This is a genomic window from Bythopirellula superficialaquae (assembly GCF_059632245.1).
The window spans coordinates 1,520,477-1,534,892 of record NZ_CP197426.1; the positions used below are offsets into that span (position 1 = coordinate 1,520,477).

Sequence of the window (14,416 nt, forward strand, 5' to 3'; positions counted from 1 at the left end):
AAGACCGAGCGCCGTTACCAAGCGGGAGGCTTGCTGGGTGCGCCGCGGTCCATCAATGTTGAGAGTCAATGATCTGCCCCGAAAAACGCAAACCGCACACGGCCTTGCGTCTCCCTCAGTCCAACTGCGAGCAGCTTAGGGGGTCGGAGTGAAGAAAAGGTGAAGAACACGTGTGACTTGAGCGAATAGTCAGAAACTTTTACAAACCCCGCAAAATGTCCTATCTTGTGTTAATGAATTATTAAGATTCCGCGACCGACGCCGTTAACTGGCCCTCGGCAGCCGATCCCGCGACCGTGCTCAAAACTTCGTGCCACGCTACCGGTCATACCGATTGCACCGCTTGGCGAAGTGTTGATTCGTGGCCAGCCAGCTTTTCACCGACTTGCAGCGTTATGTCTCACAGCCGCGCGGTTCGATGCTAGTAATACTTGATATCACCCCTCACGGATGACGGCGATGATACTCCGCACACTCTACGCTTGCTCGATGGCCTGCGTGGCTTTGTTTGCCCAAGAGGCTGTTGGGCAATCGCTGGGGCTTTATCATATCCCCAGCACGATGCCCCAATTCTGCGGGCTTGGCTACGGCCCAGGGCATCATGTCCCCATGATCTGCAACAAGGATTGCCATCCCCCGCGGATGCAGCGCCGCGTTCATGTCTGCGGCTGCTCGAACTGCCCCCTGCCAATGGAAAGTTTCAACGGCTGCGCGGGGCCCGGTTGCCACGCGCAACTTGACCAAATCCTCGGCACGGGCGAATATGGCCGTTCGCAGATCATGCCTGACGAGCCCCAGAATCTCACCGAAGAAAGCATTTTGCCGCTGCCAGAATCGGCCGAGCCTCCGCAACTCGAGATGTTGCCTTAGAAGCCAGCTCCCCATTAGTCAGCCGCGTTATGAAAATTTTTGTCGCAGTGCTCGTGGGGTTGGCAGTCGCGCTTGCCCTGGCACTCGCTTGGCGAGGTCGGCGACGCACGCGGCACCAAGCGCTTTATCAGCGTGCGATCGACGAATTTCCTCAGCAGGCTAAGGGTTTGAGCCAAGTTTTTCTGGCTGCAGCTAACGCCACTGGCAAGCCACGCGGATTGACTTGGAAAAGCTGCGAGCTGCAGGGCGAACCATTGTTCGCAACCGATCACACGACCGGCGAGATTTACGGTCTGTCGGGAGCAACGATTGGCTTCGCAGCCGTCCCCGGCGGGGACATGGAAGAAGTCGAAGCCGTCGGCGATATTCGCTACGTAACGGCAGTGTTCGTTTATCGCGAAAACAAATGGCAAAGCGACGGCCGCGCTATTTTTAATCTCGAACCGGCACAAGCACTGGAGCGACTGCAAACCAGTCAGTCATCCTGAGAGAGCCTAGGCGACCGAACGATCTAGTTTGCCTACGTATTGAAAGTCGAGACCCATTTCATACTGGCTCTTTTCTCTCAGCTCTTCGCTACTAACTCGCTTTCACCTTCTTCCGCGACTTCGCAACGCTAATCGTGGCCTTATCACCCACTTCCTCGACTTCATAACCCGAAATTGCTTTTTTCGCTGGTCCCGCTTGCACCGAACCGTCGTTCACGTCGAACTGCGAGCCGTGCCAAGGGCACATCACCGTGCCGCAGGCCATCATGCCCCCGGCGAGCGAACCCCCTTTGTGAGTACAAGCGTCGTCGAAGGCCGTGAGACCTTCTTCGGTGCGCGCAAACACAATTCGTTTGTCATCCGTATGAACGAGAATCATCTGGTCAACGGCTAATTCTTTGACGCCTTCCACCGTGGCGAGTCCGTCGCCATCGACTTCCACATGTTCCTCGCGCCATTTCCCCGATTCTGCGTAACGATGATCCACACCGATCTGATTGCGATAGACGAGCGTCCCACCCATCCAACCACCGACGGTCATCACGCCGATCGAAGCAAATTCCAACACCACGGCCAGTGGCACTGGCTCGAAGGTTTGCCAATCGCGAAACGCCCAACCTACAGCCATGATCGCTAGCGCCACAAGATTCACGATCATGTGATAAGTGGCGCGCGTTTTGGCCGAACTATTCGGCGGCACGACCGTCACATAGTCGATGAACCCCGGCACACTCGCGGCAATGCCCGTTACCACGGCGGCGATGCTCGAATACGCTCCCACGGTGAGTAAGGTGGGCCAATCCCCCATCAGCCCCGCCAAATCGGCGAGTGGCGCGGCCGTGGAAAACGCAATTGGGAACCCCACCATCATCGGATGAATGGGGTGCGTCATGAAATTGGCTTTGCTACGCATGGCAGGCTTTCTATCTCAAATTGATGGACCTGTCGTTGAGCGGCATCAAAGCAACGTGCCAGCCGGACAACCAGGAGACATTGTGCGACGTAGGCCGGCTTGTCCCTGAACCGGCCGAACTAGGATGAGTGCAAATCAGATGCCCGCGGCGAGGCTGGCGAGAAGTTCGTACGATCGCAACCTTGCGTTGTGGTCGTAGAAAGCCGACGCAACGATCAATTCGTCGACACCGGTGCGCGCGATGAATTGTTGCAGGCCGGATTGGACGGTCTCCGCGGAACCAACAAACGAGCAACTAAGCATCGATGACGCTTGCGCTTTTTCGGCAGGGGACCAATAAGAATCGATGTCGTCGATCGGCGGTTGGAGTTGCCCCGGCTTACCGCGGACGAGATTCACGAATTGTTGCTGCACCGACGTGAATAGCCGTGTGGCTTCAGCATCGGTGTCCGCTGCAAAAACATTCACGCCTGCCGCGACATAGGGCTCGGCCAATTGTGCCGACGGTTCAAACTCACGGCGATAAAGTTCAATGGCTTCCATCAACGCCGCGGGGGCAAAATGCGAAGCAAACGCATAAGGCAGGCCCAGCACCGCGGCGAGTTGAGCACCATACAAACTCGAACCCAAAATCCAGAGCGGCACTTTGAGTCCCGCCCCCGGCACGGCTTGCACTTTTTGCCCCGGCTCGGCAGGCTCAAAGTAGTGCTGAAGTTCCACCACGTCGTTGGGGAACCGATTGGCCGATTCGATGTTGCGCCGTAAAGCACGCACGGTCTCTTGATCGGTCCCTGGTGCGCGCCCCAGGCCCAGATCAATGCGCCCAGGATAAAGTGAAGCGAGCGTCCCGAACTGTTCCGCGATCACCAGCGGCGCGTGATTGGGAAGCATGACACCCCCTGCCCCGACGCGAATCGTTTTTGTGCCACCGGCGATGTAGCCAATTACGACCGACGTCGCCGCGCTAGCGATGCCGATCATGTTGTGATGCTCCGCCAACCAAAAACGATAGTATCCCCACCGCTCGGCATGCTGTGCGAGATCGAGCGAGCGCTTGAGCGCCTCCCCCGGCGTCGAACCCGCCGGCACAAACGCAAGATCTAGAATTGACAGTTGGGGCATTTTTAGTGACCACTAAGACACAAAGGGCACGAAGAAACGATCGAGGAAATTAGACAGAAACATTACCTTAGTGCTCTTTGTGCCTTGGTGGTAATTATTTACTCCGTCTGACCACAGCGTAGCCATACTGCGTTGGCCAACTCGGATCAGCATGCAGGGCTTGTTGGGCTTTGATTGCCCAATACGGCTCGCGCAACATCTCGCGGGCTAACAGCACCAAGTCCGCTGCCCCTGAAGTAATGATCTCATTCGCTTGGGCGGCATCGGTAATCAAACCGACCGCCCCGGTCATCATGCCGGCCTGCGCACGAATCGTGGCCGCCAATGGCACTTGATAATTCTTCTCGACCGGAATCTTCGCGTATGGCACGATCGCGCCGCTGGAGGTATCAATCAAATCGACGCCACATTGCTTGAGTTCTTTGGCCAGCGCGATCGATTGCTCGATGTCCCAACCCCCTTCGACCCAATCCGTGGCCGAGATTCGCACGAACAGCGGCATTTCTTTGGGCATCAATTCACGCATAGTCTTGGCGATCTCGATCACCAATCGCATGCGATTCTCCAAGCTGCCGCCGTATTGGTCGGTCCGCTGGTTCGTCAACGGCGAGAGAAATTCATGCAGCAAGTAACCATGCGCAGCGTGGATTTCCAAAATGTCAAAGCCCGCCTTAATCGCGCGCTCTGCCGCGGCACGAAACGAGGCAATCACTTCGCGAATGCCCGCTGCATCGAGTTCGCGCGGCGGCACGTCCTGTTCATAAAACGGAATCGGACTCGGCGCCACGGTTTCCCAAGCCCCTTCACCATCTTTCAGTTGTGCGCCACCTTTCCAAGGAACGTCGGTGCTCGCCTTACGTCCCGCGTGGGCCAGTTGAATTCCCGCGGCGGCCCCCATCCGCTTAAGAAAGCGCACGATCCGCGCGAGGGGCTCGATATGTTTCTCATCCCAAATGCCCATGTCGCCGGCCGTGATGCGGCCTTGCGCGGTGACTCCCGTGGCTTCGACAACCACCAAGCCCGCACCGCCCACCGCGCGGCTTCCCAGATGGACCAAGTGCCAATCATCGGCGAGGCCGTCCTCAGCGCAGTACTGGCACATGGGCGAGACCGCGATGCGATTGCGCAACGTCACGCCGCGAATCGTTAGTGGGCTTAAGAGATCGATATCGGTGTCAGTGCGGTCGTGATCGACGTGGGAGGCACCACCGGCGGAGGGGTGGGAGGGGCCGGCATCAACGCGTGAAGACTCGCTCATACCTTTTCTCCTAGTGAGGTGGGAAACGCATTATACGCTTTATGAGTCTCCCTGGTTCGCTAGATAAGCGTACAGCCAACGGTCCAGCAGCACACCATCTTTGATGACACTTTTTCGTAAAATCCCCTCGCGTTCAAAGCCCATCTTTTCCAGCACGCGGGCCGATGCGGGATTCCACGAAAAGACGTAGGACTCGATTCGCGAGAGGCCAAGGTCTTTGATCGCGTATTCGGTCACCCCTCGAACGGCCGACGAAATAATGCCGCGGCCCCAATACGGTTCACCGAGCCAATAGCCGAGTTCGGCGCTGTGACGGCGTTCCCCTTCACCCAACGTGAGGCCAATCACCCCCACGGCTTTGCCATCGACTTCAATCGCAAAGACGCTCGTGGGCGATTGTCGCAACGTGTTGTCGATATACTGCTGCGTATCGGCGAGCGTCAATGGATGGGGAAAGCGGTCGCGTAGATTTCGCCACACGTTATGATTGTTGCCATGCTGCGCAAGCGACTGCGCGTCCTCGGGCCGCAGCGGTCGTAAGCTAAAATTGTCGTATTGGCGCAGCATAATGCTTCCAGATGAATATTTGGTCCTGACATTCCATTGGAATCAGAGTTGCACACACTTGCAAGCAGGCCCAAGTCCCGGGGCCGATCTTGCGGGAAACCTGCAACGATTATAGCAATCACAAGGAGTTGATTTTGCCCGCACCGATCTTGTTTGACCCCGATGACTATGCCGACCTCAGTTTAGGCGATCAGGCCCTGTTGCAATTGGGCTATGCCCGCGCTAAGGAAGCACTTGAACGGAATATCACCCCGGTCGGTTTTTCAGCCTGCTCGCTCGACGACAATCAGGTCCACGGCACCGACGTGAATTATCGTTCGGTGTGGGCTCGCGATGGGGCCAAGACCGTCATCTGGACGCTTGACCTTGAGGACGAACGCATTCGCAAGTGTCAGGAGCAAACACTCCGCACGATACTTTCGCATCAAGCCCCCGCGGGACAATTGCCGGCGCATGTGTTGATCGACACCAACAAACCCGAGTACGGCGGCGTCGGCGGGATCACTTCGATCGATAGCGCGTTGTGGACGATCATCGCTGTGTATCACTTTTGCCGTCACGCGCAAGATTGGTCGTTGGCGGATGAATATGGTGAGGTGCTACAGAAAGCCGTGGATTGGCTCAGTGGGCTCGATGCCAATAATTGCGGACTATTGGAAATTCCTGAAGCAGGTGACTGGACCGATTTGTTCGCACGCAGTTATCACGTGCTCTACGACGAAGTCCTATGGCATCGCTGCTTGGAATGTTTCGCAGAGATTCAAGACCATTGGGGCAACGCCGAGCGCTCGGAAGGCTATCGCAAATGGTCAATTCATGTGAAGGAAATTATCCTGCGCCGGTTCTGGCCATCCACAGCCATCGACGACACCAAAGTCGGACCCAGCTTTGCCGACGTGCAATACGAATTGGGCGATGCGCAGTATCTTGTCGCGCAGATTTCGCCGTTCGGGTATAGTTGGCGTTGTGATGTGTATGGCAACTTGCTTGCGTATCTGACGAATCTGTCTGACAAAGATCGCGCCATGAAAACGTTTCGATATCTGTGGGGCGTGGGGGTCAACCTGCCAGGACCGACGCGCAATATGTATCCCACCGTGCATGCGGGCGACCCGGAATGGCGTGATTATTTTGCCGTCAACTTGCTGAATCTTCCTAATCATTATCACAACGGTGGCATCTGGCCCTTCATCGGCGGGCTGTGGGTTCGTTTCATTCACAAATTAGGACTCAAAGACGTGGCCCGCCGCGAGCTGGTGAATCTCGCCAATCTGTGCTCCCAAGGCGTGAGCTTCGAATGGGAGTTCAACGAATGGCATCACGCCGAGACAGGCCGCCCGATGGGCAAGGCGTATCAGGCCTGGAGCGCGGCCAGCTTCATCAAGGCTTGTCACGATTTGCACGTCGACCCCGAGAGGATTACGCACTTTTAGTCGACAGCTCAGCCAAGTCGTTGTCGCTCACAGTCATCCAGTACTGAACTCCCTCGAGCACGCCTGCCGCGAAGTCTGCCTGCGCGAGATAAATGTGGGGGGCGTCGAGCATCTTGAGTTCGTCGAGTGCGTTGCCAACGACAACACCGCGGAACCCTTGCACGAACATGGCCGAATCGTTGCCCGTATCGCCGCAAGCGATCACGCGATCAGCCGGGATATCCCATTGCTTGGCAAGATATGCCGTGGCGGTGCCTTTGTCGCAACCGTACGGCAAGAAATCGAGATCACGCTGCGAGCTGTAAACCATTTGAGTTTTCATGCCCGCGCTGTGAAGTTTAAGCTGCCAGGTGATCAGTTCTTCGCTCTTTGCCCGCTGTGCGTAATAACTCACCTTGTACGGCGAAAGAAACTGCTCGGGCTGCAGTTTTAACCGTGGTTCGTCGCCGAGCAATTCGTGGATGATCCGGGCATCCCAGTGAATGTCACGTTCGGGCCAACCGGGCAGTGGTTCGCCCGAATCAAATAGTTCGATTTGCGTCCCCACCCCGCCGATGATAGCGTCCGGTTTGGGGAGCGCCGATTTCACGATCGATTTGCGCACCGATTCTGGAAATCGCCCCGAATTATAGACGAGGCGCACATGCTCTCGCTGCGGCGCAAGCCATCGAGCGAACTCCTCCAAAGCCTTCTCATCGCCTAAGAGAGTGCCGTCGAGATCACTCACGATCATGAAATTCTCTGGCACGCTACTCTCCGACAAGGCTTTCCGATTCTAAGGGAGTACTCCAAGAGAAATCCAATCCCGAGCCGGGAATTGCATCGACCAAATTGAGCAACTGCTGCGCGATGCCGGTCCAAGTGAAATGAGCCCGCGCCTTCTGGCAGCCATACTTTGCCAAGCGGTCGTAGATCGCATTGTACTGCAACACAAACGACATCGCATGACCATACGCCGCGGGATCAAACGGATTGGCAAAGAGCGCTTCGCGTCCCCAAGTGACTTGCTCCCACAAGCCTCCTTCGGTCGTAACAATCGTCGGCGTACCGCATGCCATCGCTTCCACGGCTGTCATGCCAAACGGTTCGTAACGACTGCTCAGCGCGAACAAGCCCGCCGCGCGATAGTAGTCGGCCAATTGATCGTCTGGAATGTAATCCAGAAATTGCACCTGTTTAGCGATACCCAACTCATGGGCGAGCCCCTTTAACTCTGCGAGCATTTTCTCTTCTTGCGGAGTCAGGCTCGTTGAGCCAACGGCGAGCACCAGCTTGGCATCGGGAACGCGATTGCAAACCTCGCTCATCGCGCGAATTAAAAGATCGTAGCCTTTGTTCTGAGCGAGCCGACCCAGGGCCAAAACAATCCGCCCTTCGAGCCCGAGTTGCTGTTTGAGCGAACGCCGTGAAGCCTGAGAAACCGGGAAGAAACGTCGGTCGTCGTATCCCGGCGGGATCACTTTGACCTTATTCGTGGGGACATTGTATTCCCCATCCCTCGCGGTCAGGATATCGCGCTGGGCCGGCGTGGTGGCGATCAGCAAATCGCATTCGTCGTAGACGACCTTTTCTTCGCGAATCCGCCGCCGGAAATTGTATTTCTTTTCCAACTCGGCGGAATCGCCATCCATGTTGTCGCGTTTCCACGAGCCAATCGAATGCGGCGTATGAAAATGGGGAATACGAAAACGATTAGCCAGCGCTTGCCCAGCAAGCCCCGCATCCCAGTAGTGGCTGTTGATGAATGTGTATTCATCGGGGCTAGCCGCAACGAATTTACCCACCCGCTGAACCCATTCGGGAATGCTGTTGCAGAGCGTTTCCTTGGGGATAAATTCGTTACCTCCACAGGGAAATCGCAGCACGCGCACGCGCTCGTCAACTTCTTCTTCCAGTGGCTGATCTTCAAAGCGGCGCGTAAGAATGTCAACTTCATAGCCCAGTTGTGCTAGGCATCGCGACAACTCCAAAACATAGACGACTTGCCCACCGGTATCCGGTTTGCCGAGTTCTGGTTCCGCGGCCACATACCCATGCGTTGAGATCATCATGATCCGTTGCGTTGGTTGGCTCATTGCTTCCTCCCACGGTTAAGGGTGTGATTCTTAATCTGGTTGGTCGTGCAAAGAATATACCAAATTTCATCGGCAGTGTCGTTTCATTCCTCCGGGATAATCGAGAAAAACATCCACAAACTTTTTTTCTTTGATCACTCAGTGCGCAACTTGATGCGAAGTTAACCACTCCGCCGGATCTTGCCCAAATAGCCGCACGAGCACTGAATACAAATCACTATGCTCCTGTTTTAAGAGCTGCGGCTGCGTGAAAAAACATTCGCACGTGACGGCGAAAAATTCCGCGTGATTGGTCGCGCCATATTTATCAAGCAGCGTCCGTTCACCGTGGCGTGAGCGTTCCACAAGTTGATCGTATTCCTTGCTGGTGATGTGATACCACTGCCGCTCGAATTTCAAATCGGTCATCGGCGGCGCGCCGTTGGTCGATCCGTCGAGACTATCCATGTGATGCGCAAACTCGTGAATCACCACGCACCGCGTGGAGTTCGGGTCGCGACCTTCGTGAATCACCGTCTGCCAGGCGAGCACAATCGGCCCCCCCTGCCACGATTCCCCCAACCGGGTGTCGAATTGTTCCTCGGGCAAATTGAACCCGCCCATGATGAGATCGCTCGTCGATTCCGGCGTCGCCGAGTAAGCCCCCTTGTAAACAATGATCGTGCGCAGCCGATCGAAGTACCAAGGCTTCTCGAACCCCAGCGTCATTAGCGCCGCTTGCCCGGCGATGGTCACCCGCATTTCGTCGGTCACGATCAGCCGATTGCCGCCGACCCAATCTTTTTCGTGCAGCATGATGCAGACGAATTCGCGGACCTTGCGCTGCTTGTGCTCGTCGAGATGGCCATACTGCCAGACGTTGAGCCGCAACCAGGCATCCCACTCGGCGGGAATCGGTTGCGCTAAAAACTTCTTGCGGCGGCGGTTCGTTAACCAGTCAAACATGGCGTCATCTCAGGGGGATCGAAAACAAGACTTCCGATTATATCTGTCCAAGGGAAATGAATAACGCCAATCTCACGGGCTGCCACACCCTATCTTGGAGCCCTGCGTGGCTTCGTGGTTCACGATTTTACTTGCCAGCAAGCGAAACTCATGCCATGCTGGTGGCTAATCACTCACTTTTCCCCTGCGAACCGTGCCATGGCCATTCTAACCGCGAGCAAAGACGGCATCCTCACTATCCACATTCAGGACGATCGACTCGTTGATCCCGCGCAGCTCACCCGGCTGTTCGACGACATCAACGCCGCGCTGGGCAAGTCCGACGAAGACCGCGTGATCGTCGACTTTACGCCGGTCGGTTTCATGGCCTCCTCGGCGCTCGGCAAGCTCATCCAGCTCAACAAGAAGGCTACTGAGTTCAAGGCCAAGCTCAAGCTTTGCGGCATCAATCCCCAGATCTACGAGGTCTTCAAGATCACGAAGCTGCACAAGGTGTTCGACATCGAAAAAGACGAAGCCGCCGCGCGGAAATCGTTCAACAAATGGGGGATTTTTAAATAGATATTAGAAGCTGGAGGTCAGGGGCGAGCGCTGAGATGTTCGTTGCCCTAACCTTCTTATCGCCAGCCCCCAGCTGCTAGCCTCCAACCTCTTCTTAGCTAGTTGGCTTCGCTCCCCGTCTGAGCTACAATGTCGTCTCGGCTTGATGCCGCCCTGCCTGGCCCGACCTTGACTGCCTCGACCGAAGATTGGAGTCCTCCCATGGCCAAAAAGACCACTCCCAAGAAGACAGCCGCCTCGACGGCTGCTGAACCCAAAGCTACGACCAAAGCCCCCAAGCCCGCGGCTGCCGCGAAACCAGTCGCTGCTAAAAAGCCACCCGCCAAGTCGGAATCCAAAGCGGCGAGCAACGGAGATTCTTCGACCGCAGCCACAGCGCTCGGCACTCATCAGATTGGCGAAACCGCCGGCGCGGTCTGGTACTATCTGACCGAGAACAGCGAGGCATCGCTCGCCACGATCAAAAAAGATTTGAACCTCTCGGCCGATCTCCTACTCGCCGCGGTGGGCTGGCTCGCCCGCGAAGAAAAGCTCGAGTTCAACGTCTCCGGCAAAAGCGTGAAGCTGTCGCTCAAATAATAAAGCGTTTTGAAAAGCATTTAGCCCCGCGTGATTGCGAAGTCCTGCTTCGCAATCACGCGGGGCTATTTTTTTACCGCGCTATATTTTTACCGTCGCCGCCACAACATCCCCGCGCTCCCCAACGCAAGAAGCGCCAACGACGATGGCTCGGGCACGGCCCCGAAGGCGAAGATGCTGAAGTGATCGGTCGTGCCGCAGTAGTGACCGTCTTTGGTTCGCACACCACTCGACATCACTTCCCACACGGGCGGGCTGACGCTGGTGTTCAAAGTGCGAAACGCCAAGTCGCGATGCACGATTCCCTCTTTGTGCAAATGCGCGAGCTTGGGAACACTGAAGCTGATATCAACGCCGTTGGGGAAGATCGTGAGATATTGCCCCGTCGCCACGTCGAGGATATTCACTTCAAAAACTAAGCTGCCACCGGGAACTGGCGGGAGCTTCGTGGAGATCGAATCGCCAAATGCCACTCGCAGCTCCACGTCCTGAGCACTGGCAAATTGAAGGGGATTGAAAATCAGCAAATCCGTTTTTCCTTCGAACAGCGGATTCTGGCCCGAGTTGCCGTTTCCTTCATACAGCGGATTCTGGATACCCACCCGATCGTCTTTGTCGTCGCAATCTTCGTTGCCGCCCCCTTCACCGCAACCGCCGAGCAGAATCGCAAAGTTGGTAGCCCGAGCCGGAGCGTTGTGCATAACAAAAGAGCAGACACCCAACAGAATGACGAACTTAAGCGACTTCATTAGCGGCACTCCCAGATACCATGTTTCGATAATAGGCCGAATGGCAGGCCCATTATGAGCGCGGTTCCGCCGGTCGTAAAGGAAAATTTGCCGTTAGCCGGCAGCGTCCCGCTGCCGCGTGCCTTTGGCCCACTACTTGCACCAAGTAATCAATTCCAGTGGAACTCTGAGTCCCGAGGAGGGCCAAAATCGTGTCAAATCGAGTGCCGACATTGTCGGAATATGGCGATTTGGTCGGCACTGTGGAGATCGATGGTCACTTAAGCACACCCTTAGCCGAGTTGGCGGCGCTGACGCGCATGCCGACGCATTGCTGTCCAGTGGGAGTGGAGATCGAGCTCTTCGAGTCGTTTGACACCATCGTGCATTTCGCGGTGCTCGCTTACGACTCACGCATCATCGGCTGCGATCCCAACAGCATGACGGCCTATGTCGAGCAAACGGGCAGCCTGCCGATCCAGCGTTTTCCAGGCCTGATCAGAAACGCGTCGGCTCATCGCTTTTTCAAACATTTCTCGATCGTGGCCCTCGATCACCGTACGGTCCACATGGGCGACCGGCTCCGGGTGATCGACAATGACGACCAATATTCCCCACCTCACGATCCGCCAAGCAACGGCATAAGCAAAGCCAAGCCAATATAAAGGCACAGCGTGTATGTTCGGCTTCTATTCCAATCGACTCGGCTGTGCAGGCTCGCTGCTCATTTCGGTGATCGGCACGGTTGTGCTTCTGCTACTGATGAGATCGTGTAGTTAGGTGCGTTAACAGTGGGGTGGCATGCCCTCTGAGGCCAACAAACAAAAAACACTGGCGAAGTGGGCATGTTGGTTAAAGCTTCATCATGCCCACTTCGTGCCTCAGAGGGCATGCCACCCTGGGAATGACTTCTGGCTAACAGCCAATAGCTAACAGCTGATCCTCCCCAACCATTCCCGCTTATCAATTACATCGCTAATAAACATCTGCTGGGCGACCAGGATCGCCTCATGCAGTTGCTCCGCGGTGACCGAGCCCGCTTTGTTTTCGACGTCGAGCGTACCCGTGGCGTCGCGCAGGAATTCTACGTTGTACCCCCGATGAAAGGCCTGCCGGGCCGTCGTGTCGCAGCAGACCTGCGTCATGTAACCGGCGATCGAGACCGTGTCGATGCCCCGCTCTTTCAAAAACTCATCGAGCGGCGTGCCCGTAAACGAGCCCGGCAATTGCTTGTCGATCAAAATATCGCGCGGCCGCTGGGCGACTTCGTCGTGCAGTTGCCACAGGTCGCTCTCCTTACGAAAGACGGGCGACTCGGGATCGGGCTGATGATGCCGCACCACGACGGTAGGAATATTCGCCCCTTGCGCGGCATCCATCACTTCGAGGATCGCTTCCAAATGCCCCACCGGATGCCGAATCGGAAAGGCCCCGTCGAAGTATTCCCGTTGCACGTCGATGACGAGGAGAGCACGATTCATCTGACAAGCCTTTCTATAGCCGAGGTCCTTTTATCCCTCTCCCTCCGGGAGAGGCTAGGTGAGGGTTACTCTTCGTGTAGCCGAGGTCTGTGACCTCGGAGTGTGGCACGAGTCTCCGACTCGTATTTCCGCGAACCACCGTTCTTATTTCTGAACCAAAATGAAATTCAACCCTCGCAGCAGCGGACCACCCACCCTGACAAGGTCTGATTCCTCTTCATACATATTCTGCGATTTAAGGAAACGCTTCGCCTGATCAAGGTCCGCGACGCTGAGGATAAGGCTGCGGATGCCATCCGTCTCTGCACCGACAACTTGTAGCGCCGGGCCGTCACCCACAAGCCAAGCACCTTCAGAGGAAGATTCAATCGGTTTGAGCAGCATTTGCCACTGCCGCCTTGCGTTCTTCACGTCACGAGTGCCATAGACGATCTGTTTCGCCGCATGAATTGACAGCGGTCCACCGTTTCGCAAGCGAAGTTCTTCTGCCAAGCGCTGTCTCCGCGTGGTTATGCCATCGTCATACTCGCAAAGAAAAACCTGGGTCGCGTCACACGAAACGTCAGGCAATCCGACCGTAGTCCAACGCGTTTTTAACGAACCGTCGGACTGAAATTCTCGAAACGGGGCAGGCAAGCCGTGTAGGATCCCGTGGGCGTCCAGTTCGGGCAGACTCGTTCGCAGTGGCGAAGGCTCCAGCGCGAAGCCGGTCCAATGCCCCTCGCTGCTTTCGCCCGGTGTTGACTTACTAATGATCTCCAGGTTCACGTTGCCCAGCGAGACCCCTCCACAAGTGAAGCCTCCATAGTCCGTCATGGGCCATGCGACGGGCAACTGAAAAGTTTCCGACAACAATGCAAACAGCTCTTTGGCCGTCGGCGAGACGATCAGGATGTGATCGATCTGTTTAACGATGGGCTCAACGGAAACAGGAGATTGCGCCATGCACGATTCTGCAAGAAGATAAAAGGCACTCGGCAAGACAAAGAAGACAACGGCCAATCGGCAGGCAGTAACTGAGAAGTTCATCTCAGCATGGTAATGTCTTTCTGGTTGATTGACAAATCGCTGGATAAGCAATCTGTAGCAGAGGTCACAGACATCAGCCACAGGAATATGTTAGCCGCGAGGCGGAGCGCGTCGCAGACGAGCGGGTGCCAGAACGTGGTAGCATGGACCCCCGGTCCGTGTTTTGAAATCCCCACGGCCGAGGCGGCCATGCTACTCATCTTTTAAGAATCCGCGGCGAGCGCTGTGCGGCTCAGTGGCCAAAGTTCTTTGTCGAATTTGGCCGCGCGATTGCGTAGAATGCGTTTCGACTCGCGAGAAATTCGTTCGTCTCCAGCCCCAAGTCCCTAACACCCAGTCCCAAATTCAGCTTTGCAACAACCTGAGG

At 56.1% G+C, this 14,416-nt stretch carries 16 protein-coding genes; 6 read left to right on the plus strand and 10 right to left on the minus strand.

Translation table 11 applies throughout. From position 1 onward, the window contains the following. The first annotated feature begins 459 nt into the window (after window positions 1-459). The gene (locus SH678x_RS06265) at window positions 460-870 is read left to right on the plus strand and encodes a hypothetical protein (protein ID WP_496922032.1); all 411 of its coding nucleotides are present in this window, start codon (window positions 460-462) and stop codon (window positions 868-870) included. A gap of 29 nt (window positions 871-899) precedes the next feature. Next, entirely contained in the window at window positions 900-1,358 is a 459-nt protein-coding gene (locus SH678x_RS06270; RefSeq protein WP_496922033.1) for a hypothetical protein, read from the plus strand. Between the two features lie 91 nt (window positions 1,359-1,449). Here SH678x_RS06270 and SH678x_RS06275 read toward each other — a convergent pair whose 3' ends face one another. From SH678x_RS06275 to SH678x_RS06290, 4 genes are all read right to left on the minus strand, one after another. Then, complete coding sequence (locus tag SH678x_RS06275; protein ID WP_496922034.1) at window positions 1,450-2,271, minus strand: Rieske (2Fe-2S) protein; 822 nt, start codon at window positions 2,269-2,271, stop codon at window positions 1,450-1,452. A 135-nt stretch (window positions 2,272-2,406) separates the two neighbouring features. Next, window positions 2,407-3,393 (minus strand): LLM class flavin-dependent oxidoreductase, encoded by a 987-nt coding sequence (locus SH678x_RS06280; protein ID WP_496922035.1) that lies wholly within the window; start codon window positions 3,391-3,393, stop codon window positions 2,407-2,409. Between the two features lie 94 nt (window positions 3,394-3,487). Continuing rightward, window positions 3,488-4,651, minus strand: coding sequence for an NADH:flavin oxidoreductase/NADH oxidase (locus SH678x_RS06285; protein WP_496922036.1), 1,164 nt, complete (start codon window positions 4,649-4,651; stop codon window positions 3,488-3,490). A 39-nt stretch (window positions 4,652-4,690) separates the two neighbouring features. Then, window positions 4,691-5,218 (minus strand): GNAT family N-acetyltransferase, encoded by a 528-nt coding sequence (locus SH678x_RS06290; protein ID WP_496922037.1) that lies wholly within the window; start codon window positions 5,216-5,218, stop codon window positions 4,691-4,693. Between the two features lie 134 nt (window positions 5,219-5,352). On the opposite strand from SH678x_RS06290, the gene SH678x_RS06295 reads away from it, so the two are divergent. Next, window positions 5,353-6,651, plus strand: coding sequence for an amylo-alpha-1,6-glucosidase (locus SH678x_RS06295; RefSeq protein WP_496922038.1), 1,299 nt, complete (start codon window positions 5,353-5,355; stop codon window positions 6,649-6,651). Here the strand turns inward: SH678x_RS06295 and SH678x_RS06300 are convergent. The 3 genes from SH678x_RS06300 to SH678x_RS06310 form a co-directional block, all read right to left on the minus strand. Next, window positions 6,638-7,399 carry an HAD family hydrolase gene (locus SH678x_RS06300; protein ID WP_496922039.1) on the minus strand — a complete coding sequence of 254 codons (762 nt, stop codon included), beginning with the start codon at window positions 7,397-7,399 and terminating at the stop codon, window positions 6,638-6,640. The two genes, SH678x_RS06295 and SH678x_RS06300, sit on opposite strands and share 14 nt — an antisense overlap. A 1-nt stretch (window position 7,400) precedes the next feature. Further along, window positions 7,401-8,726 carry a glycosyltransferase gene (locus SH678x_RS06305; RefSeq protein ID WP_496922040.1) on the minus strand — a complete coding sequence of 442 codons (1,326 nt, stop codon included), beginning with the start codon at window positions 8,724-8,726 and terminating at the stop codon, window positions 7,401-7,403. Between the two features lie 138 nt (window positions 8,727-8,864). Then, window positions 8,865-9,671, minus strand: coding sequence for a M90 family metallopeptidase (locus SH678x_RS06310; protein ID WP_496922041.1), 807 nt, complete (start codon window positions 9,669-9,671; stop codon window positions 8,865-8,867). A 198-nt stretch (window positions 9,672-9,869) separates the two neighbouring features. Between SH678x_RS06310 and SH678x_RS06315 the strand changes: the two genes are divergently transcribed. Then, a complete protein-coding gene (locus SH678x_RS06315) occupies window positions 9,870-10,232 on the plus strand; it encodes an STAS domain-containing protein (RefSeq protein ID WP_496922042.1) in 363 nt (120 codons plus the stop codon). 201 nt (window positions 10,233-10,433) lie between these two features. After that, window positions 10,434-10,811, plus strand: a complete 378-nt coding sequence (locus tag SH678x_RS06320; RefSeq protein ID WP_496922043.1) for a winged helix-turn-helix domain-containing protein — start codon at window positions 10,434-10,436, stop codon at window positions 10,809-10,811. An 89-nt stretch (window positions 10,812-10,900) separates the two neighbouring features. On the opposite strand, the gene SH678x_RS06325 is transcribed toward SH678x_RS06320, so the two are convergent. After that, entirely contained in the window at window positions 10,901-11,560 is a 660-nt protein-coding gene (locus tag SH678x_RS06325) for a PEP-CTERM sorting domain-containing protein (RefSeq protein ID WP_496922044.1), read from the minus strand. A gap of 191 nt (window positions 11,561-11,751) precedes the next feature. Between SH678x_RS06325 and SH678x_RS06330 the strand changes: the two genes are divergently transcribed. Continuing rightward, entirely contained in the window at window positions 11,752-12,204 is a 453-nt protein-coding gene (locus tag SH678x_RS06330) for a hypothetical protein (protein ID WP_496922045.1), read from the plus strand. A gap of 264 nt (window positions 12,205-12,468) precedes the next feature. On the opposite strand, the gene SH678x_RS06335 is transcribed toward SH678x_RS06330, so the two are convergent. After that, window positions 12,469-13,020 carry a cysteine hydrolase family protein gene (locus SH678x_RS06335; RefSeq protein ID WP_496922046.1) on the minus strand — a complete coding sequence of 184 codons (552 nt, stop codon included), beginning with the start codon at window positions 13,018-13,020 and terminating at the stop codon, window positions 12,469-12,471. A gap of 144 nt (window positions 13,021-13,164) precedes the next feature. Beyond that, entirely contained in the window at window positions 13,165-13,965 is an 801-nt protein-coding gene (locus tag SH678x_RS06340) for a hypothetical protein (RefSeq protein ID WP_496922047.1), read from the minus strand. Window positions 13,966-14,416: the final 451 nt, after the last annotated feature.

Excerpts from the sequence above, each read along its gene's own strand:
- SH678x_RS06340 (WP_496922047.1), bottom strand. The coding sequence starts at position 13,965 with ATGGCGCAATCTCCTGTTTCCGTTGAGCCCATCGTTAAACAGATCGAT.
- SH678x_RS06270 (WP_496922033.1), top strand. The coding sequence starts at position 900 with ATGAAAATTTTTGTCGCAGTGCTCGTGGGGTTGGCAGTCGCGCTTGCC.
- SH678x_RS06285 (WP_496922036.1), bottom strand. The coding sequence starts at position 4,651 with ATGAGCGAGTCTTCACGCGTTGATGCCGGCCCCTCCCACCCCTCCGCC.
- SH678x_RS06315 (WP_496922042.1), top strand. The coding sequence starts at position 9,870 with ATGGCCATTCTAACCGCGAGCAAAGACGGCATCCTCACTATCCACATT.
- SH678x_RS06310 (WP_496922041.1), bottom strand. The coding sequence starts at position 9,671 with ATGTTTGACTGGTTAACGAACCGCCGCCGCAAGAAGTTTTTAGCGCAA.
- SH678x_RS06305 (WP_496922040.1), bottom strand. The coding sequence starts at position 8,726 with ATGAGCCAACCAACGCAACGGATCATGATGATCTCAACGCATGGGTAT.
- SH678x_RS06280 (WP_496922035.1), bottom strand. The coding sequence starts at position 3,393 with ATGCCCCAACTGTCAATTCTAGATCTTGCGTTTGTGCCGGCGGGTTCG.
- SH678x_RS06335 (WP_496922046.1), bottom strand. The coding sequence starts at position 13,020 with ATGAATCGTGCTCTCCTCGTCATCGACGTGCAACGGGAATACTTCGAC.
- SH678x_RS06320 (WP_496922043.1), top strand. The coding sequence starts at position 10,434 with ATGGCCAAAAAGACCACTCCCAAGAAGACAGCCGCCTCGACGGCTGCT.
- SH678x_RS06325 (WP_496922044.1), bottom strand. The coding sequence starts at position 11,560 with ATGAAGTCGCTTAAGTTCGTCATTCTGTTGGGTGTCTGCTCTTTTGTT.
- SH678x_RS06290 (WP_496922037.1), bottom strand. The coding sequence starts at position 5,218 with ATGCTGCGCCAATACGACAATTTTAGCTTACGACCGCTGCGGCCCGAG.
- SH678x_RS06275 (WP_496922034.1), bottom strand. The coding sequence starts at position 2,271 with ATGCGTAGCAAAGCCAATTTCATGACGCACCCCATTCATCCGATGATG.
- SH678x_RS06265 (WP_496922032.1), top strand. The coding sequence starts at position 460 with ATGATACTCCGCACACTCTACGCTTGCTCGATGGCCTGCGTGGCTTTG.